The sequence below is a fragment of the Pectinatus haikarae genome, assembly GCF_050916305.1.
In the GTDB taxonomy this organism is placed as follows: Bacteria; Bacillota; Negativicutes; order Selenomonadales; family Selenomonadaceae; genus Pectinatus; species Pectinatus haikarae.
The window spans coordinates 1,832,408-1,857,605 of record NZ_CP116940.1 but is presented as its reverse complement, the minus strand read 5'-3'; the positions used below and the strand labels follow the sequence as shown (position 1 = coordinate 1,857,605).

23 protein-coding genes and 1 pseudogene are annotated in these 25,198 nt (G+C 39.9%); 21 read left to right on the top strand and 3 right to left on the bottom strand.

Translation table 11 applies throughout. The annotated features are described in order from the left end of the window. Positions 1-67 precede the first annotated feature (67 nt). The gene (gene bcp, locus NXG61_RS09170) at positions 68-529 is read right to left on the bottom strand and encodes a thioredoxin-dependent thiol peroxidase (protein ID WP_307222214.1); all 462 of its coding nucleotides are present in this window, start codon (positions 527-529) and stop codon (positions 68-70) included. A 63-nt stretch (positions 530-592) separates the two neighbouring features. Then, positions 593-1,351 (bottom strand): peroxide stress protein YaaA, encoded by a 759-nt coding sequence (yaaA, locus tag NXG61_RS09165; protein WP_307222216.1) that lies wholly within the window; start codon positions 1,349-1,351, stop codon positions 593-595. Between the two features lie 896 nt (positions 1,352-2,247). Here yaaA and budA point away from each other — a divergent pair. Together budA and NXG61_RS09155 are read left to right on the top strand one after the other, a co-directional pair. Then, a pseudogene (gene budA / locus NXG61_RS09160) lies at positions 2,248-3,035 on the top strand (acetolactate decarboxylase). Between the two features lie 37 nt (positions 3,036-3,072). Further along, the gene (locus NXG61_RS09155; protein ID WP_307222217.1) at positions 3,073-5,073 is read left to right on the top strand and encodes a methyl-accepting chemotaxis protein; all 2,001 of its coding nucleotides are present in this window, start codon (positions 3,073-3,075) and stop codon (positions 5,071-5,073) included. Between the two features lie 108 nt (positions 5,074-5,181). Here the strand turns inward: NXG61_RS09155 and NXG61_RS09150 are convergent, their stop codons facing one another. Continuing rightward, complete coding sequence (locus NXG61_RS09150; RefSeq protein WP_307222219.1) at positions 5,182-6,447, bottom strand: NUDIX hydrolase N-terminal domain-containing protein; 1,266 nt, start codon at positions 6,445-6,447, stop codon at positions 5,182-5,184. 237 nt (positions 6,448-6,684) lie between these two features. Between NXG61_RS09150 and NXG61_RS09145 the strand changes: the two genes are divergently transcribed. The 19 genes from NXG61_RS09145 to NXG61_RS09055 all read left to right on the top strand — a co-directional run bounded on the left by NXG61_RS09145 (position 6,685) and on the right by NXG61_RS09055 (position 25,198). Then, positions 6,685-7,740, top strand: a complete 1,056-nt coding sequence (locus tag NXG61_RS09145) for a hypothetical protein (RefSeq protein WP_307222221.1) — start codon at positions 6,685-6,687, stop codon at positions 7,738-7,740. Between the two features lie 27 nt (positions 7,741-7,767). Further along, positions 7,768-8,184 (top strand): DUF3783 domain-containing protein, encoded by a 417-nt coding sequence (locus NXG61_RS09140; RefSeq protein ID WP_196605894.1) that lies wholly within the window; start codon positions 7,768-7,770, stop codon positions 8,182-8,184. Further along, on the top strand, positions 8,174-8,836 hold the full coding sequence (locus NXG61_RS09135) for a hypothetical protein (protein ID WP_307222223.1): 663 nt from the start codon (positions 8,174-8,176) through the stop codon (positions 8,834-8,836). Before NXG61_RS09140 ends, NXG61_RS09135 begins: the two co-directional genes overlap by 11 nt. Positions 8,837-9,069: 233 nt before the next feature. Then, entirely contained in the window at positions 9,070-9,930 is an 861-nt protein-coding gene (locus NXG61_RS09130; protein WP_231038690.1) for a YitT family protein, read from the top strand. Between the two features lie 284 nt (positions 9,931-10,214). Beyond that, complete coding sequence (locus tag NXG61_RS09125; RefSeq protein WP_196605891.1) at positions 10,215-10,940, top strand: MIP/aquaporin family protein; 726 nt, start codon at positions 10,215-10,217, stop codon at positions 10,938-10,940. A gap of 64 nt (positions 10,941-11,004) precedes the next feature. Further along, positions 11,005-12,498 (top strand): glycerol kinase GlpK, encoded by a 1,494-nt coding sequence (gene glpK / locus NXG61_RS09120; protein WP_307222227.1) that lies wholly within the window; start codon positions 11,005-11,007, stop codon positions 12,496-12,498. Positions 12,499-12,925: 427 nt separating this feature from the next. Beyond that, the gene (gene glpA, locus NXG61_RS09115) at positions 12,926-14,533 is read left to right on the top strand and encodes an anaerobic glycerol-3-phosphate dehydrogenase subunit GlpA (RefSeq protein ID WP_196605889.1); all 1,608 of its coding nucleotides are present in this window, start codon (positions 12,926-12,928) and stop codon (positions 14,531-14,533) included. After that, on the top strand, positions 14,530-15,795 hold the full coding sequence (gene glpB / locus NXG61_RS09110; RefSeq protein WP_307222229.1) for an anaerobic glycerol-3-phosphate dehydrogenase subunit GlpB: 1,266 nt from the start codon (positions 14,530-14,532) through the stop codon (positions 15,793-15,795). Before glpA ends, glpB begins: the two co-directional genes overlap by 4 nt. Positions 15,796-15,801: 6 nt before the next feature. Beyond that, the gene (locus NXG61_RS09105) at positions 15,802-17,016 is read left to right on the top strand and encodes an anaerobic glycerol-3-phosphate dehydrogenase subunit C (protein WP_307222231.1); all 1,215 of its coding nucleotides are present in this window, start codon (positions 15,802-15,804) and stop codon (positions 17,014-17,016) included. Between the two features lie 144 nt (positions 17,017-17,160). Beyond that, entirely contained in the window at positions 17,161-18,156 is a 996-nt protein-coding gene (dhaK, locus tag NXG61_RS09100) for a dihydroxyacetone kinase subunit DhaK (protein WP_196605886.1), read from the top strand. Between the two features lie 37 nt (positions 18,157-18,193). Beyond that, on the top strand, positions 18,194-18,811 hold the full coding sequence (dhaL, locus tag NXG61_RS09095) for a dihydroxyacetone kinase subunit DhaL (RefSeq protein WP_307222234.1): 618 nt from the start codon (positions 18,194-18,196) through the stop codon (positions 18,809-18,811). A gap of 16 nt (positions 18,812-18,827) precedes the next feature. Next, a complete protein-coding gene (gene dhaM, locus NXG61_RS09090; protein ID WP_196605884.1) occupies positions 18,828-19,220 on the top strand; it encodes a dihydroxyacetone kinase phosphoryl donor subunit DhaM in 393 nt (130 codons plus the stop codon). Between the two features lie 378 nt (positions 19,221-19,598). Then, entirely contained in the window at positions 19,599-20,723 is a 1,125-nt protein-coding gene (locus NXG61_RS09085) for a hydrogenase small subunit (RefSeq protein ID WP_196605883.1), read from the top strand. Positions 20,724-20,730: 7 nt separating this feature from the next. Further along, positions 20,731-22,626: a nickel-dependent hydrogenase large subunit gene (locus NXG61_RS09080; RefSeq protein WP_307222237.1), complete on the top strand. Its 1,896-nt coding sequence runs from the start codon at positions 20,731-20,733 to the stop codon at positions 22,624-22,626. Further along, positions 22,623-23,384 (top strand): Ni/Fe-hydrogenase, b-type cytochrome subunit, encoded by a 762-nt coding sequence (gene cybH / locus NXG61_RS09075; protein ID WP_196605881.1) that lies wholly within the window; start codon positions 22,623-22,625, stop codon positions 23,382-23,384. The genes NXG61_RS09080 and cybH overlap by 4 nt, the downstream gene beginning before the upstream one ends. Before the next feature lie 14 nt (positions 23,385-23,398). Then, positions 23,399-23,641, top strand: coding sequence for a hypothetical protein (locus NXG61_RS09070; protein WP_196605880.1), 243 nt, complete (start codon positions 23,399-23,401; stop codon positions 23,639-23,641). Positions 23,642-23,716: 75 nt separating this feature from the next. Next, entirely contained in the window at positions 23,717-24,058 is a 342-nt protein-coding gene (hypA, locus tag NXG61_RS09065; protein WP_196605879.1) for a hydrogenase maturation nickel metallochaperone HypA, read from the top strand. Continuing rightward, entirely contained in the window at positions 24,058-24,735 is a 678-nt protein-coding gene (gene hypB / locus NXG61_RS09060) for a hydrogenase nickel incorporation protein HypB (protein ID WP_196605878.1), read from the top strand. The genes hypA and hypB overlap by 1 nt, the downstream gene beginning before the upstream one ends. Continuing rightward, positions 24,728-25,198, top strand: coding sequence for a HyaD/HybD family hydrogenase maturation endopeptidase (locus NXG61_RS09055; RefSeq protein WP_307222243.1), 471 nt, complete (start codon positions 24,728-24,730; stop codon positions 25,196-25,198). The genes hypB and NXG61_RS09055 overlap by 8 nt, the downstream gene beginning before the upstream one ends.

Genomic DNA, 25,198 nt, shown 5'->3' with positions numbered 1-25,198 from the left:
CAGTAACAACTGCCTTTTTGCTTTAATTTCTAAGAACGATCGGGATGTCCGTTTTGCATCTTTCTGCTTACTCTTCGCGCAGATAAGCCAATATATCTGCCGCATTGGTATCGGGTTTTACCTTTGGCATGACTTTTTCAATGACACCGTTTTCATCAATTATATAGCTCGTACGGACAATTCCCATACTCACTTTGCCATACATTTTTTTCTCCTGCCAGACATCATAGGCTTTAATAGCCTGCAATTCCGGATCAGAAAGAAGTATAAACGGAAGGTCATACTTTTCTGCAAATTTTTGGTGCGATGCCGTACTGTCTTTGCTGATGCCTATAACAACAATGTCCTGTTTCCTAAAATCCTCATACGCACCGGCAAAAGCACAAGCCTGTTTTGTGCAGCCCGGCGTATTATCCCGCGGGTAAAAATAAAGGACAATTTTTTTGCCGGAAAAATCGGATAGTGATACTTTGCTGCCGTTTTTATCTAAAAGAATAAAATCTGGAGCCTTGTCACCGGATTGAAGCATTTTAATTCCCCCTGTTTATGAATATCTTCAGCCGTCCTTTTTTCCTTAACTGCCAGGATCATTTCAAAGTACGACCGGATTATTACGAATAAAAACAAAATTATTTTCAGTAGAATACGTATTGTTGTAGCTATAGCCGAACATGGCAAACTCTTTAATTGATTGAAAATCGGCAACCTTATTTTCAGCCAGCCAGCGGACCATTTCTCCGCGTGCTATTTTACACATTGTGCCCTTCTCCACTACCCTGTCGGCTTTCATTTCACCAAAAGTGCAGGTAAGAAATCGGGCAGAAGACGGCAGATGATCCGTGACAACCCTGCTATACTCTTTAGAAGCAAGATTCAATATCAATTCTTTGTCACTGCAAAGCACGCTTGAAATCTTATCGTTCCAAAAAGAATAAAGATTTTTAAAAGGCATTGCAGGAAACCTTGCCTGCATCTCTAATCTATAAGGTACGATCCCGTCAAAGGACCGCAAAAGTCCGTAAAACCCGGACAAAATATACAAATGCTTTTTTATATACTCTAATTGGCTGTATTCAAAAATCCCCGGAGCCATATGCATATACTGAATGCCTTCGTATGCCAGAACAGCCGGTGTAAGATTTCGATACAAATCCATAGTCTGCAGACGCTCATAATTCATAGTTGCAATAGCATCGCTGCAGTGCCATAACTTTTTTACCCCGGTATAATCCATGGTCTTCAAAATATCAAGCAGTTTTGCTGTTTCAGCTATAAATACAGGCAGTCCGGCAGGCAGAAAATCATCCGTAGCTGTATTCATTTTTTTCGCCGGTGAAATAATAATTTTCATTGGGTATTATTCTTTCTAAAAGTTTACAGTCAGTTTAACATATTTGGCGGAAACTTACAAAAATAATTAACAAAAGTATATACTTAATATTTGCTTATAAAACGGTAAACGTTCGTTAATAAAATAAATAAAACAGAACATCTATAATAAATAATAATAAAATAATTAACAAAAACTTTATAGTGTAAATAAATATTTTACTAAAAATTTATTATATCGCCAAAACAAACACTATAGATGAGTCTGAATTTATTGACATTTTTTGTTAAAAGTAATATAGTAAAATAAATTCGTAATTATGCCGTCTTTACTGATATAGGACGGCTTTTTTAATTAGGAGGTGGCATTGTTTTACAGGCATGAGCGGAAGAATTTTTATTTTCGTTCATATCTTGATTATTATCCGAAGCAGTCTGATGATGCACATGTTTTATAGAATGTAGTATGTAACATTATCAACAGACTGACAGATAATATACTATTTGATGAAGGGAGCCGATAAAAAACGCATATTGCTCTGTAACTGCGATAATATATGTAATATTTTTTCGCAGTGATATATGTTTGAACTGCAAAGCAATATTCGGGATTATTTTATCTATTGAAGTCTTATCAATGTTTTCGTGAAAACGACGAGTGCGATCCTCATGATACACGAATACGGGTAAACGGATTGGATAAATTGCTAAATTTTGCTGTTATTAAAGTTTAGTGAAGACAATTTAATATGTTGTTTTAATGTATGATTCCGTGCAGCTGAATATGCAAAAAACGAATAAAAATTTTGTAAGTAATAAAGTATGACCGCTGTTTTACACAGAGTTACAGATTGGCCGGTCTGATTATATGGATATAGTCGGGCTTACTATTAATACAAAGAAAATGGGGTCGGAATAATGAAGAGAATCAATTTGCTCGGAAGAATGTTAATTTTGTTTTTTTGCATGTCCTTTTTTGTATCTGTGGCTAAAGCCCAAGAGCCAAATGCCATGTATCAGGTTTCTACAATAAATGCTTTGATCCAGGGAGTATATGAAGGTGAAATTTCTGTGGGAGAGCTGAAAAAGTACGGTAATTTTGGCATAGGCACATATGACGGCTTAGACGGAGAAATGGTTATGCTGGATGGTAAAGCTTATCATGTAAAATCTACAGGAGCTGTAATCACTTCTGATGACAAAGTAAAAACTCCGTTTGCGAACGTACTTAATTTCAAACCAGAAATATTTGGTGAAATCAATGATGCAAAGAGTTTTGCTGAAATAGAAAACGCATTGGATTCTATCATTAAAGACAGAAATTACGTTTATGCCATTCGTATAGATGGCGTAATGAATCTGAAAACACGCGCAATTCCGCAAAAAAGTAAACCTTACCCCACACTGGCCGAAGCCGCAAAACTCAATCGGAATTTGATCTAAAAAATGTACATGGAACGATTGTCGGCATATGGTGCCCACAATATATGAACGGAATCAACGTCCCCGGCTACCATTTGCATTTTATTTCGGATGACCGCAAATCAGGCGGACATGTACTGAGCGGTGAAATTATTCATGGTAAAGTGCAGGTGTCCAGAATATCTGATTTCCGGATGGTCCTGCCGGGCGGCGACGCTTTTAAAAATGCGGCACTCAACAGCGACTACAGCAAAGAGTTGAAAGCAGTAGAACAATCTAACTGAATACGAAAAATTTTTTGTACGACAACGGAGGGTTGTAATGAAAAGTTTAAAGTTTCAATTATTGGTTCCTCTCGGTATAACTATCGCAGCTATCCTGCTTTGTGTCATGTTTATATCATATTGGACTACATCCAGCATGCTGAAGACCAATCTGGAAGAACGATTCCAGATTCAGGCACAGGAAATAGCTAATGCATTTGATATACGCTTTCAGAAAGAAAAAACTGTTATGGATTCCTTCGGTAAACAAGTAACACATAACTTTCCTGAGTATCAGGCAAATGATCAATTGCAATTTGAATTCACTAAACGCATGCATGATACCTACACAGAATGGAATCCTGTCAGTTTTATTACCGATCTGACGGCAAAAAAAGTTGCCACCAGTGCCGGTAAATATGTTGATGCTTCAGCACTGTCCTATATAAAAAGACTGCCCGAAGGCAAAACTTTCATGGACAGCCCAATTGTCGCAGTTACCACGGGTAAAGCCATAGTAGTTGGCGCGGCGCCTGTATCGGTCGACCAGAAGGTTGCCGGTGCTGTGGTCGGCGGTATTCCTTTGGAAAAATTCACCGATGGTTTCAGTGAATTGAAAATAGGTGAGGATGGCTACTGTATGATAGTGGCTCCCGATGGAGTAATTGTGAGTCATCCTAATGCTGATCTTGTAATGAAAACCAACATTAAGGACATAAAAAATCAAGATCTGACAGATGCTTTGCAAAATATTACTCAGGGGAAAAAAGGATATATGATCACAACAATTGATGGCGTAGCGTCACTTGTTGCCTATGTTCCCACTGAAGATAACTGGGGAGTATTCACAGTTGCCCCTGTATCGCAGGAATTTGCCCCTATCCAAAAACTCACATGGATGTTTATCATATTATTCTTTATAGGATTGGGCATCGCAGTATTTGTCGTCAATTTGCTGGCCGGGAAGGTAACAAGCCCCATCAAGGAGATGTCCCAGTATGTCTCAGCAATAGCCAAGGGCGACCTTTCAAAGGAAACATTAGAAAAAATAGACCGGTCTAAATATAATGCTCAGGATGAAATTGGTACACTGAGAAAAGCCATGATCACTATGCGAGAAGAATTATGGAGTTTGATGCACCAGGTTGACAAGGCAGCAGTGCATACAGCCAGTTCCTCCCTTCAGCTTAAGGAAAGTGCTGGTCAGTCTGCCCAGACTGCGACTCAGGTAGCTGAATCTGTGACAAAAGTATCCGAACAAACCGTACGCGGACAAAAAGGCATCAATGAAGTAAACAGGATTTTTGATGGCTTTATGCAGGATATCAGTAAAATGAAGGATAATACTCAAGATGCTACCAATTTTGCTGACAGTGCTGTTCAAAAAACACAAAGCGGCACGCAGACTGTCCAAAATGCCAGAATACAAATGGAAAATATAAATAACAGCTCTCAGAATGTCACAAATGCTGTTACAGAACTTTCCAAAGGAACCGCCAAGATAGGAGAAATAGTAAATATTATTTCCGGCATAGCAGCTCAGACCAATCTTTTGGCACTGAATGCCGCCATCGAAGCAGCAAGAGCCGGTGAACACGGAAGAGGTTTTGCAGTTGTCGCTGATGAAGTGCGCAAACTTGCTGAACAATCGCAGGATTCTGCAGGACAGATAATTTCACTTATAGCAGAAATCAATCAGGATGTGGAAACAGCTGTATCGGCAGTGGAGCATTCCGGCACAGATGTCAGCGAGGGTATAAAAAATGTTACCGACGCAGAAAAACAATTTTTGGAAATAGCTGATCTGATTCAAAATGTTCAGCAAAAAACTGCAAAAGTACTTTCTTATACTGATAAATTAGTCAACGACGGACACACTGTTGAAATATCCTCAAACGAAGTTAATCAGGCAATGAATGAGACTGCAGCCAGTTCCGAGAGCGTTTCTGCGGCTACAGAAGAACAATCGGCAGCAATGCAGGAAATCGCCGCATCTAGTGATGATTTATCGCAGCTTGCCAATAAACTGAAAAACAGTATTCAAAGCTTTAAGTTATAATAGTCAACTGTCAAAACAATTATTTATTAAAAATCTCCCAATATAAACAGCTGTAGCAATACTTCTGTCTTTATTGAGAGATTTTTTATCTCTAAGGGCATTATTCAGTCAATCAAAAATCACGTTCCAGTGCATGTCATTATGAGCCTTAAAACAAAGAGCCAACTGCTCTGCCGTATTTCTTTTTTCAGAAAGAGGGGGCAGGCAGTCAAAAGAAAAATAAGCACTACGGGAAGTTTCACTGTTTTCTTTAAATGATCCATCAATAATGTCACATTCAATAAAAATTTTGCATACTGAGTATGCATAAACCGGACGATTATGACGATTTCGTTCCTGTACTGAAATGATACGCCGCGGAAAAACTGTTAATCCACTTTCTTCTAATGCCTCTTTAACGGTATTTTCCGCTATAGATTTATCAATATCCACCCAGCCTCCCGGAAGAGACCACGTTCCTTGTTCATCTGTTTCCTGAACAAGAAGTATTTCATTACTTGCATTAAAAATAACTGCCCGTGTATCAATCTTTGGTGTTTGAAATCCTTTTTCATTACAAAATAGAGATTTTATCTGATCAGTGGGAATGCCTGTTTTCAGCGCAAGCATCTCAACAGCTATTGATGAGATGCGCTCGAATCGTTCAATGTCAAACTTGTTTTTCGAATAATAAAGACCCGCCTGAGCGATAAAACGCAGTTCCATAGCCCATTTCAGCCATGGCATTTCAAGCAGAGGATCACTTTTTTGCTCCAGATAATATATGATTTCTGCCGGAGATCTAAAATAGTAGTCGGCTTTTATATGTTTGACAGAACGGCATCCCCAAACAGCAAGCCCGGATGCTGCTTTTGCGGCGGCGGCACATTCTATATCATAAATAGTGTCGCCTATATAAAGCACATCCTGCCTCTCTGCACCTGCTATTTCCATATATTTGAGCAAGGGCTCAGCAAAAGGCTTATGTTTTGCAGTATCATCGGCTGAAATTATTACATCGAAGTATTGGGCTATCCCCAAATGAAAAAAATCTGATTTGCATTCATGTTTCAGCTTTGAGGTTACAATGCCAAGTTTTATATTTTTTTCTTTCAAAGATTTGAGCAGCGTCTTAATACCATCAAAAATTTTTATAGCATGATGATAGTCTTTCATATGTAAATTCCATTTTTCCAAAGCCAGTTCAGGATTTTTCACCCCCAGCTTACGCAGCCCGTCTTCGCCCGGTATACCGATAACAGCAGAAAGTTCACTATCTGTAAAAACCCGCAGCGGGATTATTTCTTTTAAAGCTTCCCTCAAAGACAGCACTAATATATCATGGGTGTCGATCAAGGTTCCATCCATATCAAAAACGACATTCTTAAATCTCATAATAAAAATATACATTCCCTTCTAAAATTAAGAAAACTGCATCCACAACTAAATACCGCTGCACAAAACAGATCAGCCTGTTTAGTTTTATGTATATGCCGCCGCTAAACAATTCGTGCTGAACCATTATACTATGATTTTCGATGTTTTTCCAAAATTTGCTACACGGCTCTTGCAGAAAAACTGACAAGATGTCATAATATGAAATAAATTCGCCTGACACAGGAGGTGTTTAACATGAGAATTTCTTTTAATAATTTCAGAGTAAAAACTATTATTGCAAGTATTATAATGGCAATAATAGTTTGCAGCACATTATATTGGTATTTCGGTTATCACATAAAAACACCTGAATACGCATTGAAAATGATCAGTGAATCAATAAATAAACATGATTTGGCAGAATTCAACAAATACGTTGACAGAAAAGAATTATTGAGCGGCATGGCCGATGACATTATCGCCGATATTATTCAATCTGACCAGCAGACGACTGATAATACAGCTTTTGCCTTACAAGAATATTCATCTATATTCAAAACTGCTTTTCTAAAAAATCTTGACACAGCGCTGACGAAATTTGTATCATCTGAAAAATGGTCCGATGATACCGCATCATCTGCTGATGAGGATACGGCAAGTTATATGAGCTTGCTTGAAAATGCCGGATTAATTGATCTTTCTGTCAATGATTACAAAATAATATCTGTGGATAAATCTGCAAAAACAGCAACTCTTGCTGTTGATACAACGCAAAATGAAATAGCAAAAACCTTTATTTTCAAAATAATTTTATTGCAGCAGGACAACGGTCGCTGGATGGTCACCAAAATAGAAAATTATTCAGAATTTCTTTCTATGCTGAGCACTGAACGCAAAAAGTATATGCTTTCCTATGTAGAAAAAACCGACGCACTGATGAATGAACACAAAAAGACCTTTAATAATATTGATTCACAGTTGCAGGAAATAATTTCTTCAGGAAATATCGGCAGCAATTCGGTCCGCGATGATCTAAAAAAGATTATGAATGACAACATGCTTCCGCATTGGCATATGCTTAAAGAAGCTCTGGCTGCCATAAATCCGCCTAAATCAGCAGAAACATTGCAGCGGCTCCGGCTGCAAATATGTGATTATTACATCGCATATTATGAAAATTATATAAAATGGCTCGATGATAAAAATATAAAAAGTCTCCGGGATGCAAATGACAGTCTAAAAAGGGCAAAAATATTGGAAACAAATGAAAATAATCTCACGAATATAATAAAAAGAGATCTTTCCAAATAGAAACAGGAGAGCATAAGGTAGAATATAATGAGAAAAATAAAAGAAGAAAAAGTTTTACTGTACAACTTTATCGATGAACAATTCCTTCAGAAGGTTCAGGATTTTTTTGCGGCTATGCATATAAATACTGTTGTAGTAAAGCAAAACTGTCACTGTCAAAAGGTAGGTTATTTATTGGGTCTCACAGGCTTTTCTGAAGTCAGCATTCCCGATGAAAAAGATTTTGATTTTAACCATAAAGTAATGATTTTTCATAACATAAAAAGCAAACGCCTTGATGAAGTATTGGCAAAATTACATAATGCTGATATAATTATCTCATATAAAGCAGTCGTTACACCGCTGAACAGATTTTGGTCCTTGAAAAGGCTTTGCCTTACTATGTACAAAGAACACGGTGCATTTGTTGATCATAAAAAAAAGCAGGAAAAAAATGCGCAATAACCATGATGCAGATTTGGATAAAACACGTAAACTGGAACCGATTTCCCATAAAGACTTTCTCGATCGGCATCGTTCCGATATTGAAATAAAAGATGTTGAGCAAAAGAAAGAGCCGTTGCCTTCCAAGAGTTGGTTTAACGCAAAACATATCAGGATCTGGGGGATTTTAATCGTTTTCTTTTTTGCTTTAATAGGTGGTTTTTATCTTTCCTCTTATTACAACGATCAAAAGCAGCTTACCGAAAATGAATCAATTCACCAGCAACAGGATTTAAAAAAACAGCAGGCCGCCATAGACCGTCAGAAAGAAGAACTGGAAAAGCAGCGCAGTCAGCTTGAACACGAAAAAAATGAACTCAATAGCGGCAGGAACTCTTCTGAACCGCAAGCTTCATGGCTCAATAATGTCATTGATTCTTTGACAGGTGAAAAAGAAAAGAAAGCTGCACAAAAACAAGAAAATAATATTCAAATTGATAAAGAAATAGCTCAGGCACAAACAAAAATTGACGAAATCAACAACAGTTTGGGCAAACTTGAGACAATAAGGCAGGAAATGTCTGTTTTACAGGGAAAATTAACCGAGGCTTACAAAAATAACAAAGACTTGATTGATATTTTCAAACTTAATTTACGTAATATACTTCAGTGATTTTATTTTAGGTATTTTTAGAAATATAGTAGTATTTTTTCCAAAAAATCAGCTTAATAGAGTTGAAACAATTTCTATGACAGTCTTCTTGATTTCATTTGTAACTCTTTGGTAATGCTAACAGTATATCAATTTTTTCGTTTGCATAAATGAAAAAATTAAATTATAATATTTACCAGATAACATTTAGCTTTAGCAGTATTTATTGTTTCATTTCAGAAAGGACGGGGAATTTGGAAAATCAGGAATTATGCCGTAAACGTCAATATACACATTGCATACGCAAATATTTACTATTATTTATTGGTTCAATAATAACAGCAGTCGGTTTGGAATTGTTTCTTGTTCCTAATCACATCATTGACGGAGGCATTGTCGGCATTTCCATAATGGGCAGTTATCTTTCTGGTCTGCCTTTGGGCGTTTTCCTGACAATCCTGAACATACCCTTTCTATATTTGGGATATCGTAATCTCGGTAAGTCATTTGTGGTCGCCAGTATCTTCTCTATTATCTGTCTTTCCGGTTGGACCAGTGTTTTCGTACCGATAAAAGAGGTAACAGAGACGCCATTTTTGGCTGCTGTTTTCGGCGGAATAGTAACGGGACTGGGCGTTGGCTTAATAATAAGGAACGGCGGATCTCTTGATGGTACTGAAATGGTTGCGATCATTTTAGATAAGAAAACCGTATTCTCAATCGGTGAAATAGTAATGTTCATCAATCTGTTCATTTTGAGCGGTGCGGGACTCGTTTTTGGCTGGGATAATGCAATGTATTCTTTAATAGCTTATTTCATCATTGCAAAAACAATTGACATTGTTATTCAAGGATTGGACGAATCATATGCAGTAATGGTTGTTACATCTAATCACGAAGAGGTTTCTTATAGGCTTATGAATGAATTAGGGCGCGGAGTGACTTTATTGCATGGTGAAGGCGGATATTCCGGAGAATCACGTAAAATATTATACTGTGTAGTAACACGATTGGAAATAGACAAATTGAAAACAACTGTGCTTGATGTCGATGAAATGGCATTTGTTACTATTTATAAGGTTAATGATATAATCGGCGGGCGGCTTAAAAAATAGTATTTTTACATATTTTCATAAAATTTATCTGGCAGAAAATTTTTATCTTATACTTAGATATTGCGTTATGTAATTCGTTGGTGATGTACACACAAAAAATATATTCTTCGTATAGGGTATATATTTTTGCGTGTACTAAAGAAATTAGAAAATTACAAAAATTATATGTACTATAAATATTGTATATGCTTATACACCGTATTGTAATGAATACTAAGAGAAAGGAGTCCTTTAAAAATAATTGCATACGGATAATTTCATATTTATTTAGGAGGAATTTATAAATGGATAATTTGTTTGGAGAATTTTTAGGAACAGCTATACTTATAATTTTTGGGTGCGGTGTCGTAGCTAATGTTTGTCTGAAAGGCTCTAAAGGTGAAAACAGCGGCTGGATTGTAATAACGGCAGGCTGGGGATTTGCTGTTATGCTGGGGGTTTTTACATCAACTTCCTTAGGTGCGCCTCAGGGAGATCTAAATCCCGCTGTAACTTTAGCAAAAACCATGAACGGTGTATATACTCCTGCACAAGCCGGTGCAACAATGGTCGCACAAGTACTTGGTGCCATTGTAGGTGCGATAGTAGTCTATCTTGCTTATCTACCGCATTGGGAAGCCACAGAAGACAAAGCCAGCAAACTAGGCGTATTTTCTACGATTCCTGCAATAAGAAGCTATGCAAGCAATTTTTTATGCGAAGCCATAGGTACTTTTATTCTTATTCTCATGATATTTGCTATGTTCCATGCTAATAACGGAAAATTTCCAGCAGGTGTAGGTCCATATCTTGTTGGCATATTGATTTGGGCACTGGGTCTTAGTTTAGGCGGTCCTACAGGTTATGCCATCAATCCTGCCCGTGATCTTGGTCCTCGTATAGCCCATGCCATACTGCCTATAGCCGGTAAAGGCAATTCTGATTGGGCTTACAGCTGGGTTCCTGTACTTGGTCCTATAGTTGGCGGTATTGCAGCTTATATATTTGCTAAAATGGTTGGCATACTCTAATAAATATTTTGGCAGCTTTATATATCAACTAAAAAAAATTATCATTTTGGGAGGTTTATTTCTTATGGAAAAAAAATATGTATTGGCTTTAGATCAGGGAACAACGAGTTCAAGAACTATTTTATTCGATCATGATTCCAATATAGTGGCTGTGGCTCAGCGTGAATTCACTCAAATATTTCCAAAACCGGGCTGGGTTGAACACAGTGCAAATGAAATTTGGTCAACACAGGTAGGCACCATTTCTGAAGTAATAGCAAAAGCTAACATAGATCCGAATGAAATTGCTACTATAGGTATAACCAATCAGCGTGAAACTGCTGTCGTATGGGACAAAACCACAGGTCAGCCTGTTTATAATGCTATCGTTTGGCAATCACGCCAGACGATGGAAATTTGTGACGAACTAAAAGCAAAGGGACTGGCCGATACTTTTCATAAAAAAACAGGACTGCTCATTGATGCTTATTTTTCAGGCACAAAGGTAAAATGGATTCTTGATAATATTGAAGGTGCACGTGAAAAAGCAGAAGCTGGTGATCTTCTTTTTGGAACCATGGACACATGGCTCATTTGGAAACTCACAGGCGGCAAAGTGCATGTGACAGATTACTCAAATGCTTCACGCACCTTAATGTACAACATTCGTGAATTGAAATGGGATGACGAACTTTTAGGCCATCTTAATATTCCTAAATGCATGCTTCCTGAAGTAAAACCTTCCAGTGAAGTTTATGGTGTAACAATCCCCAGTGTTACACAGGGAGTTGAAATTCCTATTTCTGGTATTGCAGGAGATCAGCAGGCTGCATTATTCGGTCAGACCTGTTTTAACGCAGGCATGGCAAAGAACACTTATGGTACAGGCTGCTTCATGCTGATGAATACAGGATCACAGCTTTATGATTCCAAGAACGGTTTGCTGACAACCATCGCATGGGGTCTTGATAATGAAGTAGTCTATGCATTGGAAGGAAGCATTTTTGTTGCCGGATCAGCCATCCAATGGCTGCGTGACGGTTTAAAAATACTTGATTCAGCTCCTGATTCAGAATATTATGCGGGTAAGGTAAAAAATGCTGAAGGTGTTTATGTTGTACCAGCTTTTGTTGGTCTGGGTGCACCCTATTGGGACATGAAATCACGCGGCGCTATTTTTGGCCTGACACGCGGAACAAGCAAAAATCATATTATCCGTGCTACACTTGATTCTTTGGCATATCAAACAAAAGATGTTCTCGATGCTATGCAGTCTGATTCGGGAATCAAGCTTGACTCCTTGAAAGTTGACGGCGGTGCCGTTGCCAATAATCTTATGATGCAGTTCCAAAGTGATTTGTTAGGTGTTCCTGTCGATCGTCCTAAAGTCGTTGAAACAACTGCGTTAGGCGCGTGTTATCTGGCAGGTATTGCCGTGGGCTTCTGGAAGAATAAAGAAGAACTTATCAACAATTGGCAGCTTGATCGCCGTTTTGAACCTAATATGGGCGAAGAAGAAAGAAATGAACTTTATGTAGGCTGGCTTAAAGCGGTTAGACGCACCATGAACTGGCTCTGATAAATGTAAAAAAGCTTATTTGTTTCATAGTATAGGCCGTAGTTATCTTTAATAACTGCGGCCTATATTTATCGCTGTTTTTTTATTTCAAATGAAGAATTAGTGACTTCATATGAAATAAATATTTTTATTAATGCATCAAAAAATATTGCTATAAATCAACTCATGCTTTATAATAATAATTAAGCGATTTTATCTGTCAGGCGTATCTCTGCTTTATTTAATAGAACATACAGATAAATAAAACATATTTATATATGTAAAAGGACTGCATTTATACTAATAATACTTCAAAAATATATCGTCTGACAATAAAATTAAAATTTAAATCCTAATGTAAAAGAATATATATTGTTAAAGAAAATTTATTTTGCTATAATTTAAATTCTGACAATATATAAGTCTCAGGGAGGAAAAGGAAAAAGCTATGTTAAAAACAACAGTAGTAGTTATCGGCGGTGGTGCTACCGGCGTCGGTATTCTGCGTGATTTATCAATGCGCGGAGTAGACGCAATTCTGGTAGAACGTGATGACCTTGGTTACTGGACCAGTTCAAGATTTCACGGATTGCTTCACAGCGGCGGCCGTTATGCTGTAAAAGATAAAGAAGCTGCAAAAGAATGCATCCAGGAAAACACCATTTTGCGCAAGATAGGCCGTCATTGTGTTGAGGCTACAGAAAGTATTTTTGTACGTGCTCCTGAAGACAGTGAGGAATTTGAGCAGGAATGGGTAAAATCCTGCGCTGAGTGTGGTATTTCAGCTGTTCCTATCTCTATGGATGAAGCTTTTAAATTAGAACCTAATCTGAGCCGCAAATTACTTTCAGCTTATCGCTGTCCCGGTGCCGCCGTTGACGGATTCCGTCTGCTTTGGCAGACTGTGGCTTCAGCGAACAAGTATGGCGGCAAGGCCATGACTTATAAAGAAGTAATCGGCATTGAAACAGAAAACGGCACTGTTGTCGGTGTCAAAATACGGGACAGATGGACTGGTGCTGAAGAAAAAATCTCCTGCGATTTCGTTATCAGTGCCTCCGGTTCTTTTGCCGGGGAAGTTGCTCATTTAGCGGGCCTTTCTGTAAATGTCAAACCCAGCAAAGGTACCCTGATAGCGTTTAATCATCGTATTTGCAATCGTGTAGTGCACAGACTCCACAAATCTTCGGATGCAGATATCTTTGTACCGCATGGTTCGATAACTATATTGGGAACAAGCTCCATTGACAGTGCACCGGACGATACAAGCACAGAAACAGCAGAAGTTATGGCAATGATGGAAATAGGAAAAATAACTTTTGAAAACATTTACGATTATCGCATCTTACGTGTTTTTGCCGGAACACGTCCTTTGTACAGTGCCGATCCTAATGCGAAAGGCCGCAGTGCATCGCGCGGTTTTGTCGCTCTTGATCACGCACACGACGGTATCAATCATTTTATGAGTGTATGCGGCGGTAAATTTACTACCTATCGTCTGATGGCAGAAAAAGTGTGTGATATTGTTTGTGAACAGCTGGGTGTCAATGCAAAATGCCACACAGCAGAAGAAAATCTGGTGGACGATCCGTCACCGGATCTCATAAGCAGAGCAAAAGCAGTATTCCCAAGCTATGGTGCAGAACTTGCATCTTCACGCTTAGGCAACGAAAAACTGGAACGTGTTATTAAACGCATCGAAACACAACCTGAAATGAAAGAACTTGTCTGCGAATGTGAAAATGTCACTTTGGCAGAAATCGAAGAGGTAGCTTCAGAGCCGACAAGCCATACCGTAAGCGATTTAAGAAGACGCACACGTTTGGGAATGGGGACATGTCAGGGAACTTTTTGTGCCTATCGCAGTGTAGGTGCTGTAAATAAAGAAAATATGCCATGGGCAAAGGATTCCGTATATTTGTTCAAGGAATTTTTAGAAACGCGTTGGAAGGGTATCCGCCCTGTATTGTGGGGAAATATGCTTCGTGATATCGAACTTACGCGCGCAATTTACGATGCAGCCTTAAACTTGAGCGGGGTGGAAGAGATAAAATGAAAAAAAGTGATATTTTGATCATAGGAAATGGTATATCCGGTTTATTTGCTGCATGTATAGCCGCAGATATGGGGAAAAAAGTCCAGATACTGTCCTATGGTGCCGGTACGCTCACTATAGGCGGCGGTATTATAGATGTTCTCGGTTATGATGATCAGGGAAAGTTTATTGCTGACCCGCTGAAAGGGATGGACGGTATATCAGCAAATCATCCTTACGCAAAAACCGGTGCCCAAACAGCAAAAAAGGCACTTGAGGCTTTTTTGAAAATTACTGAAGAAGAAGGGTATCCGTATTTAGGTTCCCCTGATAAAAATTTATGGCTGCCTACGGCTGTCGGCAACTTTAAACCAACTTGCCTGGTTCCTCGCACCATGGATACAGAAGCTTTGTTCAAAGCCGATAATATACTTGTAGTCGGCTTTGATACCATGAAAGATTTTTATGCCGATATGGCTACAAAAAATCTGCGGGAACGTCTGAGCAAAAATAAAAATGTTGAAGAATTCATCGTTAAGCTCAATTTTGAATACGGACGTGATTTACGTGATATTTCAGCTATGGATGTGGCAAGATGGCTGGAAACAGATGAAGGCCACCGTTCCTTCGTAGATCAAGTAAAGGGGCAGGTCAAAGCCAATACAGCTATTGTTCTGCCTCCTGTTTTAGGATTGGAGCCAAATTATAAGGTTCTTGATTCTCTGAAAAAAGAACTATCCTGTGCATTGATAGAGGTGTCTTCTTTACCTCCGGCTGTAACAGGGACCCGATTGAATAAAATGCTCCATTCATGTGCCAAGAAACGCGGTGTTCAAATAATTGAAAAAGCACGTGTTGTGGGTTCGGAAATAATAGATGGAAAATGTCAGGCTGTTATAACAGAAGGTTTTGACCGTCAGAGAAAATTCTATGCTGAGCAATTTATCCTGGCTACCGGCGGCGTTTACGGCGGCGGTATCATAGCTAAAATCGGCGCTATGTCGGAACCTATCTTCAATATCGATATTGAAGTTCCTAAAGTCCAAACAGATTGGTCCTACAAGCAGCTGTTTGCGGACAAAAAACAAATTTTTGCGCAATATGGTGTCAGCGTAGATGAAAATCTTACACCGGTTGCTGCGGATGGCAGCAAACCTGCTTCTAATGTAAAAGTTGTAGGCAGAAGTTTGGCAGGATACGATTTCTGTTATGAAAAGTCAGGCAATGGTGTGGCTTTGATCACAGCTTATAAAGCAGCTGCCGCATTTTGTGGGGAGGCATAAAAAAGAATGGCAATAAATAAACAACATGCGATAGATCCTGATAAATGTACCGCTTGTACTATATGTATCACTGCGTGTCCTGTGACCGCAGCAACAAGAAAATTCCGCGGCCCGAAAATGACTGGCCCTGCTCTTACCAGACTCAGAAAATTGGTATCTGATGATGATCCTATGCTTGATTACTGTTCAAATTGTAAAACCTGCGATTTAGTATGTCCCTCTGGCGTTCCTATCTCTACGCTCAACATGATAGCCAAAAATGAATATTACAAAACGCATCCGCGTAAATCGAAAGCTGATGATATGCTTGCGCACAGTGAAAAAATGGGCAAACTTATAACAGCTTTGCCTCTCGGTTCAACTTTTGCAAATCTTGGCATGTCTGTAGGAAAATCATTTGGTGTTATGGGAGCCATGGGTATAGCTCAAGATGCCAAAATGCCGTCTTACGCCAGCGAATCCTTTATCAGTAAATTTAAGAAAATAAAACAGACCCCATATCCCCGCAAAGTAGTCTTTTTCTCTGGCTGCTATATCAACTATAACCAGCCGGAAGTTGGTACTGATCTTGTCAAAGTATATCAGAAAAATAAAATCGAAGTGGCTATAGACGAAAATTTTGTTTGTTGCGGTTCACCAATGGTATCCGGCGGCTATATCGACGATGCACGAGTAAATGCCTCAAAAAATGCGGCATTGCTGAAAAGCTGGGTGGACAGAGGCTATGACATAGTTACCGCATGCACCAGCTGCGGACTTATGCTCAAACAGGAATATCAAGAGCTGTTCGACTTTGAAGGAATGGCAGAATACGCTGCGCATATGTATGATTCCATAGAATATCTGGCAAAATTACATGATGACGGTCAATTTGATACTGACTTTGCAAATGACAACACAAAGTATATCTATCACGCTCCGTGCCATTTGAAGGTTCAGGCTATCGGACGTCCGTCTATGGAACTTCTGCCAATGATTCCCGGTATAGATATCGAGGAAGCAGATGTTGGCTGCTGCGGTATTTCCGGAAGTTATGGCTTTAAAGCAGATAAGCATGAAATAGCTATGAAAGTTGGTTCTAAACTGTTTAATAGGATAAAAAATTCTCACGCAAAATTAGGTGTCTGTGAATGCGGTACCTGCCGCCTGCAGATGGAAAACGGCAGCGGAGTGAAAGCAATTCATCCGCTCACTGTATTGCGTCAGGCATATGGTTTATAAATAAATAGATCAGATAATAAAGCGGCATTTTGTTCCTCAAAATGCCGCTTTATTATACAGACAGAGCAATATATTTTAATAGATGTTTTTCCTGCTTTATAGTATAATTATTATAATCTATATATTGATAAGGAGGCTCATTATATGAAAAAAATCATTAATAATCCCGACAATGTCGTAGAAGAAATGCTCAATGGCATGACAGCATCTCACCCTCAGTATCTAACAAGATTAGAAGGCTTTGATTCTGTCATCAGAACAAATAAAAAAGCTGATAAAGTTGCCTTAGTCAGCGGAGGCGGCAGCGGCCACGAGCCATCTCACGGTGGTTATGTCGGCAGAGGCATGCTTGATGCCGCGGTGGCAGGCCCTGTTTTTACATCGCCTACACCCGATCAGGTTTATGAAGCAATAAAGGCGGTTGATGCCGGAAAAGGCGTTCTCCTCGTAATAAAAAACTACAGCGGCGACGTCATGAATTTTGAAATGGCTGCGGAAATGGCTGCGGCAGACGGCATAGATGTGGAAAAAGTAATAACAAATGATGATGTAGCCGTAGAAAACAGCACCTGGACAATAGGCCGCCGCGGTATTGCGGGTACGATACTGGTTCATAAGATTGCCGGAGCAAAAGCGGAATCGGGCGCAGTGCTGGCGGATGTAAAACGGATAGCGGAAAAGGTTATTGCCAACGAACGTTCTATGGGCATGGCTTTATCTCCCTGTACAGTACCGGCAGCAGGAAAACCCAGCTTTACCTTGGCAGAAAATGAAATAGAAATCGGCATGGGCATACACGGTGAACCCGGCACTCATCGTGAAGCTATAAGAACAGCCGATGAAATCACACAACAGCTTGTAGATAAAATATTGGCCGAAAAAATATATAACAGCGGTGATGAAGTAGCTGTCCTGATAAACGGATTGGGTGCCACACCTCTGATGGAGCTTTATGTGGTCAGCAATAAAGTACAGGCTGTTCTTCAGGAAAAAGGTCTGCATATGGTAAAAACATATGTAGGAAATTACATGACTTCTTTGGAAATGGCCGGATATTCAGTAACACTGCTGAAACTGGATGACGAATTAAAGGAACTTTTACTGGCGCCGGCTGATACTCCTGCCTTTGTTCAATACTGACAACAAAACTTAATTCACAGAAAAGGACGGATTATTAATGACTGGAAAAAACGCTGTAAAAATAGTCGGACAGGCTGTTATTGAAAAAAAAATGTTTCTTACCGATCTTGATCAGGCGATCGGGGATGGAGATCATGGTATAAATATGGCACGCGGTTTTGAAAGTGTTTTACAAAAAACAGAGGTTCTGCCTGATGACACGGATATATCCTCCATTTTAAAAACTGTGGGTATGGGGCTGATTTCAAGTGTGGGCGGAGCTTCCGGTCCATTATACGGGACAGCTTTTCTGCGTGCCGCAGGACCATGCAAGGACAAAACAAACATTGATGCCAATACAGCCAAGGCTATGCTTGACGCAGCTATAAAGGGAATACAGGATCGTGGCAAGGCACAAAAAGGTGAAAAAACAATGCTTGATGCACTTATCCCAGCATCGGAAGCATTTGCTGAGGGTATAAAAGCAGATAAAACTCTTCTCGAATGCCTTTCTTCTGCTGTCCAGGCTGCTCAAGACGGCGTTGAGTATACAAAAACGATTATTGCGACAAAAGGACGGGCAAGCTATTTGGCTGAACGCAGCATCGGTCATCAGGACCCCGGTGCCACATCAGCGACTATCATGTTGACTGCGCTTTATAACTATATAAAGTAATAAGAGGAGTAAAAAAATGGTTGGCATTGTTATTGTCTCTCATAGTGTTAAAATTGCCGAAGGGGTAAAAGAATTGGCCCTGCAAATGGCGAAAGGCCATCCGGTATTTACTGCCGGCGGAACAGCTGACGGCGGTATAGGCACAGATCCGATACGCATCCAGGAAGCTATGGAGGCCGCAAATTCAGGCGACGGTGTAGTTGTTATGGCAGATCTTGGCAGTGCTGTCATGAGTGTCGGTCTTGCCAAGGAAATGCTGGACCCTGATCTTGCCGAAGTAGTAAAATTAGCGAACGCGCCAATAGTTGAGGGTGCCATCGCGGCCACAGTCGAAGCTTCCATGGGAAGTTCATTGGAAAAGGTATTGCAGACTGCACACGATGCACGGAATATGGATAAGATTGACTGAAAAATGATTAACCAGAATAGGCATTTAAGGTTGGTGTACCCGACCTTGTATGCCTGTTTTTTTTATTAATGCCTGAAAATTTGCATATTAACACTTTTTTTTTAAAACATATACGTATATAATATATATTACGTATATATTATTATTTTAAAAAATTCTTATTATAGCCTTAGTAATTATACATATTTCGCTCCGTAAATATTATTTTTTTATTTTAACAGCTCGTTAAATAATATACTCGACAAAAATGTTTTATACATATACAATAAATACTATTTCTTCTCCTTGACTAATAAAATAAACAAGGTTTATAATATTGCATGGAATATGTAATAATTGATATTATAATACGCGAAAGAATATCACAGGAGGGTTATTATGGAAAGATACGATTCTATCTGGGACATGTACAAGAAAAAGGGGATTAGCCGTCGCAGTTTCATTAAAACCTGCACAGCAATGACTGCCTTGCTCGGATTAGCTCCCACAATGCTGCCCGATGTTGTCAAAGCTGCCGAAAAAAGACTGCCGGTCGTAATCTGGCTTCACGGACATGAATGCACAGGCTGCAGTGAGGCTTTTTTACGTTCAGGGGCACCGTTGACATCTGACGTCATACTCAATATGATCGCTTTGGAATACGATGACACACTCAGTGCCGCATCCGGTGAGCCGTTTGAAAACCATTTGCAGGAAATTATGAAAATTTATAAAGGACAATATATCCTTGCCGTAGAAGGAGCTGCTCCCCCTGATCCCAAAGGCGGTTTCTGCATGGTAGGCGGCAGGCCATTTGTCGAAGAAGTAAAAGAAGCGGCAGCTGGAGCTGCGGCTATCATTGCTTACGGCACCTGTGCCACGTGGGGCGGCATACAGGCTGCCCGGCCTAATCCTACACAAGCTGTATCCCTGAATGAAATCGTAGGCAATAAACCTATTGTCAATGTTCCCGGCTGCCCTCCTATTCCTGAAGTAATGACCGGTGTTATTGCCCATTATGCAATGTTTGGCAATCTGCCTCCTCTTGATAATAAAAATTGTCCTAAGCAGTTCTTTGGTAATCGTATACATGATACATGCTACCGCAGACCGTTCTTTGATGCCGGCATGTACGCCAATGATTTCAATGATGCCGGGGCAAGAGCCGGCTGGTGTTTATATAAACTCGGCTGCCGCGGCCCGGAAACATATGCCTCCTGCGGCAACATGCGCTGGTGGAATGGATTATCATATCCTATTCAATCCGGACATGGCTGCATTGGTTGTACAAGTAAGAATTTTTGGGACAATGATCCATTTTACACGCGCCTGCCTGAAGTCGCGGGCCTCGGTCTCGGCAATATAGACAAAATAGGCGCCGTCGCGACGGGCGCACTGGCTGTTGGCATAACTGCGCATCTTGCTACTTCAGCTGTTCAGAAGAGAAAACGTGATCAAAAAGAACTTGAAGATAAAAAAAAGACTGCTGAAGAACTCGACAGAATAAGCAGAAGAAAGGATTGATTTTTTCATGAAAAGAGTTGTGGTAGATCCTGTTACTCGAATAGAAGGTCATTTACGTTTAGAAGTTGAGGTTGACGAAGCTTCGGGAAAAGTAAATGATGCTCTCTCAAGCGGAACAGCATGGAGAGGCATTGAGACTATAGTAAAAAACCGTGATCCTCGCGATGTATGGGCTTATGTACAGCGCATCTGCGGTGTCTGCACCAGTGTGCACGCTTTGGCTGCAGTCCGTGCTGTCGAAGACGCACTTTCTATAAAAATACCCAAAAATGCTCATTATGTACGCAATATTATGGCAGGCACAATAACAGCGCATGATCATATAGTCCATTTTTATCACTTGCATGCTTTGGACTGGGTCAGTCCTATTGAAGCTTTAAAAGCCGATCCTAAAGCGACAGCGGCAATGCAGGATACCGTCCTTAATACTTATTCCATACCTGTGAAAAATCCCGAAGGATACGATTTCAGCGCCTATCCCAAAGCTTTTCCCAAAGCTACAACAGCGTACTATAAAGATATACAAGATAAAATAAAACAGCTCGTTGACAGCAACCAGCTGGGCATCTTCGCCGCTAATTGGTGGGACCATCCCGCATATCAAATATTACCTCCCGAAGTGCATCTGATGGCTGTATCACATTATCTGAACATGCTGGACAAACAGCGCGAGATAGTAATCCCGCATGTCATATTCGGCGGTAAAAACCCGCATCCTCATTATGTCGTCGGCGGTATGTCCTGCGCCATTTCAATGAATGATATGAACGCACCTGTCAACAGCCAGCGTTTGGCTGCTGTCGAAACTGCAATTTCTCTGACTGCGGATGTGGTAAATTCCTTTTACGTACCTGATGCCCTGGCTATTGCTCACATTCATGCGCAAAAAGGCAGTGCCATCGACGGGGGCGGTCTTGCCGGAATACGTGTACTCGGTTTTGGCTCTTATCCTGATGAACCTTTTGCCGGACACGAAGATTTTGCCTCAGCGGCACTTGTTCGCTGCAACGGTGTAGTAGAAGATTTTGCTCAAGGACTAAACAGTGCAAAATATACGGAATTGACGGGGAAAGACCTTGAAGACAGTGCTGTAATAACCGAAAACGCTAAACATTCCTGGTATGAGAATAATGATGCACTTCATCCGTGGGATGGTGAAACAGATCCCAATTATACAGGTGACAAAAACGGCAACAAAGAAAAATGGGAATATCTTGACAAAGATAATAAATATTCATGGATAAAAACCCCAAAATGGCGCGGCAGGGTCTGTGAAGTGGGTCCTCTTGCACGTTATATTATCGTTTATACGAAAGTAAAGAAAGGTATCATAACACCTACCTGGGCAGAAGAAATCATGATCGGTCAGATAGATCATGTTTCAAAACTCCTCAATCTCCCGCCCGAAAAGTGGCTGCCATCAACTGCCGGCCGTACTGTCGCTCGTGCTCTTGATGCCCAGCTTGCTGCAACAATGGAAAAATATTTCTTCGACAAATTGGTAAAAAATATAGGCACAGGCGATACAAATATCGCCAATACTTTAAAATGGGAACCTTCATCGTGGACGAACGGTGAATTTAAAGGCGTAGGTCTTTATGAAGCACCGCGCGGAGCCTTATCTCATTGGATAGTAATAAAAGACAAAAAAGTAAAAAATTATCAAGCCGTAGTGCCGACAACGTGGAATGCCTGTCCGCATGATGATCAATCAGGAAACGGGGCGTATGAATTATCCATGATTGACACACATGTTGCCATACCGGACAAACCTTTGGAAATAGTAAGAGCGGTCCGTTCATTTGATCCATGTCTCGCATGTGCCTCGCACGTATATGACAGCAAGAAGAAAACACTTAGTATGGTTAACACCGATCCATATATAGGGAGTGGTAAAGTATGACGGTCAGAGAAAATCAGTTTGTTGAAACTTCCATACCTAATGGCAAGGAAGCTCATTTGACAAGATTTTATATTTTCAGTCCTTTTTTGAGAATTTTTCATTGGCTGATGGTCATTTCTATAATAATTTTATTTTCTACCGGTATAGTTGTAATGACGCCTATGTCCATGGGTGAAGGACAGTATGTAATTTTGAATGAATGGCATTTATCTGTCGATTGGATAAGAAATCTTCATTTTCTTGCCGGCTTCATTCTTTCGGCAGCATTTTTATTCAGAATATACGGTTATATAATCAATAAGGGCGACAGGCTTTTGCCTAATTTCTTTCAAATGAAATTCTGGGATGATCTTGTGGAAGTAATGATGCATTATTGTCTGCTCAAATATTCACATAAACAATTTTTGCGCAATCCGATGGCGCGTATGTCCTATATAGCAATTTACGGCTTGATAGTGGTAGAAATACTGACCGGCTTTGCTATGTATTTTCAGGTAAATCCCAATGGTATCGGCGGCTCGATTTTTGGCTGGCTTGTCGTTCCATACGGAGAAATGTTTCTTCATGTTGTTCATCACATAGTGGCTTGGTGCATTTTCTTATTTGCAGCTATACATGTTTATATGGTAGTGCGCGCTGACTTTATGGAACGTGAAGGAGAAATTTCCAGCATGATTTCAGGAACTAAAGTATTGGCTCATTTGCCCGATGATATAAATGATATAAGAGACAAAAATGGTAAAATCATTAAAGGCTAGCAGGAGGTTTTCATATGTGCTCAACATGCGGCTGTTCAAGCCATGGTCAGGGAACTCAGATTCAATTTTTTGTCACAGGATATGATGCAAAAAATTCCAAGGCAGTGGAAGAAAAACTTTTGGGTCTTCCGGGAGTATTGTATGTGCATATTCATACTCATGACGGAGAAACAACAATAAATTATGACCCTGCAAAAACACGCTTAAGTGAACTTACCGCTGTTTTTGAACAAAAGGGTCTGCAGGCAGCTATTTAAGTAAATAATTAAGAAATAAAAGGCTGCTGCAAACAAAGATTGCAGCAGCCTTTTTGATTGCAGGAGCAGTAAATTATGCATGAAATGGCAATGGCACAGGGTGTAATGGAGATAGTCGAAAGTTATGCAAAAAAAAGCAATGCTACAAAAGTCAGGACCATCGCTCTTTTGATAGGAGAAATGACAGGCGTTGTTTTTGAATCTCTTGAATTTTGTTTTAAAGCTACCGCTAAAGGAACTATCGCCGAAAATGCAGAGATGAAGTTGAAAAGTATCCCGCTCATCGGACATTGCAATGATTGCGGCAATGAATCGCATATTGAAAATTACAATTTTTTTTGTCCTCAGTGCGGCAGTGCCAAGGTAGATATTATATCGGGGCGGGAGCTGCGCGTTGAATATTTGGAGGTAGACTGATGGAAGTTCAGGTAATGCAGGATATTTTAGGAAGCAATGATAAACTGGCCGCTGAAAATAAAAAAATTTTTGACGAATACGGTATTTTTGTTCTTAATCTGATCGGTTCTCCCGGTGCAGGAAAAACATCTCTGCTGGAAAAAACTATAGGCTCATTAAAAAATCATCTGCGCTTAGCCGTTATAGAGGGTGATCTCTTTACCAGCAAAGATGCCGACCGCATAGCGGACCATGATGTTCCCGTCATCCAAATAAATACCAGCGGCGGGTGTCATCTGGATGCTATGATGGTGAAAAAGGTCCTCAGCAAACTTGATCTGCAAAACCTTGATCTTGTTATAATCGAAAATGTGGGCAATCTTGTTTGCCCTGCCGAATTCAATATCGGGGAGGATACCAAAGCCGTTGTTCTGAGTATTACTGAAGGTGATGACAAACCGCTTAAATATCCTTTGATATTTAAAGAAGCCTCTGCCGTTGTACTCAACAAAATCGATATATTGCCCTTTACAAATTTTGACATGGAAAATGCCCGGCATGATATCAATTGTCTTCATCCCGGTATCAGTATCATTGAAACATCCTGCCGCACAGATAATGGTCTTGATCAATGGTGCAGCTGGCTTCGGGCAGCTGCTTATGAAAAAAATGAACGGATGAAAAAAAATAATGGATAATGTTACAATACTAGGTGTCGGTAATATTCTTATGCAGGATGATGGCTTTGGCGTCAGACTGATCGAAAAACTACAGCTGATGAAGTGGCCTGAAAAAGTGAGAATCCTTGACGGAGGAACATTGGGAATGCTTCTCCTGCCATATATAGAAGGTACAAAAAAACTACTTATAATAGACGCCATAAATGCACCAGGCACTGCCGGAGATTTTTTTTGTTTTGAGGGAAGTGAAGTCAACGCTTACTTTTCCAACAAAATATCGGTGCATGATCTTGGTATCAATGATCTTCTTGCAGCACTTGCCATAACCAATGATCCTGTTGATGAAACTGTTGTCATGGGTATCAAACCGGCTGTTGTCGACCTGGGAATGGAACTTACAGAAATCATAGAGGAAAAGATGGATAAGACGATAGAGAAAGTCCTCAGCCATTTAAAAAAATGGCATGTTTTCCCCGTTTGA

What these genes read in the sequence shown, in the direction of transcription:
- bcp (WP_307222214.1), bottom strand. Translation starts at nt 529, where the DNA reads ATGCTTCAATCCGGTGACAAGGCTCCAGATTTTATTCTTTTAGATAAA.
- yaaA (WP_307222216.1), bottom strand. Translation starts at nt 1,351, where the DNA reads ATGAAAATTATTATTTCACCGGCGAAAAAAATGAATACAGCTACGGAT.
- NXG61_RS09155 (WP_307222217.1), top strand. Translation starts at nt 3,073, where the DNA reads ATGAAAAGTTTAAAGTTTCAATTATTGGTTCCTCTCGGTATAACTATC.
- NXG61_RS09150 (WP_307222219.1), bottom strand. Translation starts at nt 6,447, where the DNA reads ATGAGATTTAAGAATGTCGTTTTTGATATGGATGGAACCTTGATCGAC.
- NXG61_RS09145 (WP_307222221.1), top strand. Translation starts at nt 6,685, where the DNA reads ATGAGAATTTCTTTTAATAATTTCAGAGTAAAAACTATTATTGCAAGT.
- NXG61_RS09140 (WP_196605894.1), top strand. Translation starts at nt 7,768, where the DNA reads ATGAGAAAAATAAAAGAAGAAAAAGTTTTACTGTACAACTTTATCGAT.
- NXG61_RS09135 (WP_307222223.1), top strand. Translation starts at nt 8,174, where the DNA reads ATGCGCAATAACCATGATGCAGATTTGGATAAAACACGTAAACTGGAA.
- NXG61_RS09125 (WP_196605891.1), top strand. Translation starts at nt 10,215, where the DNA reads ATGGATAATTTGTTTGGAGAATTTTTAGGAACAGCTATACTTATAATT.
- glpK (WP_307222227.1), top strand. Translation starts at nt 11,005, where the DNA reads ATGGAAAAAAAATATGTATTGGCTTTAGATCAGGGAACAACGAGTTCA.
- glpA (WP_196605889.1), top strand. Translation starts at nt 12,926, where the DNA reads ATGTTAAAAACAACAGTAGTAGTTATCGGCGGTGGTGCTACCGGCGTC.
- glpB (WP_307222229.1), top strand. Translation starts at nt 14,530, where the DNA reads ATGAAAAAAAGTGATATTTTGATCATAGGAAATGGTATATCCGGTTTA.
- NXG61_RS09105 (WP_307222231.1), top strand. Translation starts at nt 15,802, where the DNA reads ATGGCAATAAATAAACAACATGCGATAGATCCTGATAAATGTACCGCT.
- dhaK (WP_196605886.1), top strand. Translation starts at nt 17,161, where the DNA reads ATGAAAAAAATCATTAATAATCCCGACAATGTCGTAGAAGAAATGCTC.
- dhaL (WP_307222234.1), top strand. Translation starts at nt 18,194, where the DNA reads ATGACTGGAAAAAACGCTGTAAAAATAGTCGGACAGGCTGTTATTGAA.
- dhaM (WP_196605884.1), top strand. Translation starts at nt 18,828, where the DNA reads ATGGTTGGCATTGTTATTGTCTCTCATAGTGTTAAAATTGCCGAAGGG.
- NXG61_RS09085 (WP_196605883.1), top strand. Translation starts at nt 19,599, where the DNA reads ATGGAAAGATACGATTCTATCTGGGACATGTACAAGAAAAAGGGGATT.
- NXG61_RS09080 (WP_307222237.1), top strand. Translation starts at nt 20,731, where the DNA reads ATGAAAAGAGTTGTGGTAGATCCTGTTACTCGAATAGAAGGTCATTTA.
- cybH (WP_196605881.1), top strand. Translation starts at nt 22,623, where the DNA reads ATGACGGTCAGAGAAAATCAGTTTGTTGAAACTTCCATACCTAATGGC.
- NXG61_RS09070 (WP_196605880.1), top strand. Translation starts at nt 23,399, where the DNA reads ATGTGCTCAACATGCGGCTGTTCAAGCCATGGTCAGGGAACTCAGATT.
- hypA (WP_196605879.1), top strand. Translation starts at nt 23,717, where the DNA reads ATGCATGAAATGGCAATGGCACAGGGTGTAATGGAGATAGTCGAAAGT.
- hypB (WP_196605878.1), top strand. Translation starts at nt 24,058, where the DNA reads ATGGAAGTTCAGGTAATGCAGGATATTTTAGGAAGCAATGATAAACTG.
- NXG61_RS09055 (WP_307222243.1), top strand. Translation starts at nt 24,728, where the DNA reads ATGGATAATGTTACAATACTAGGTGTCGGTAATATTCTTATGCAGGAT.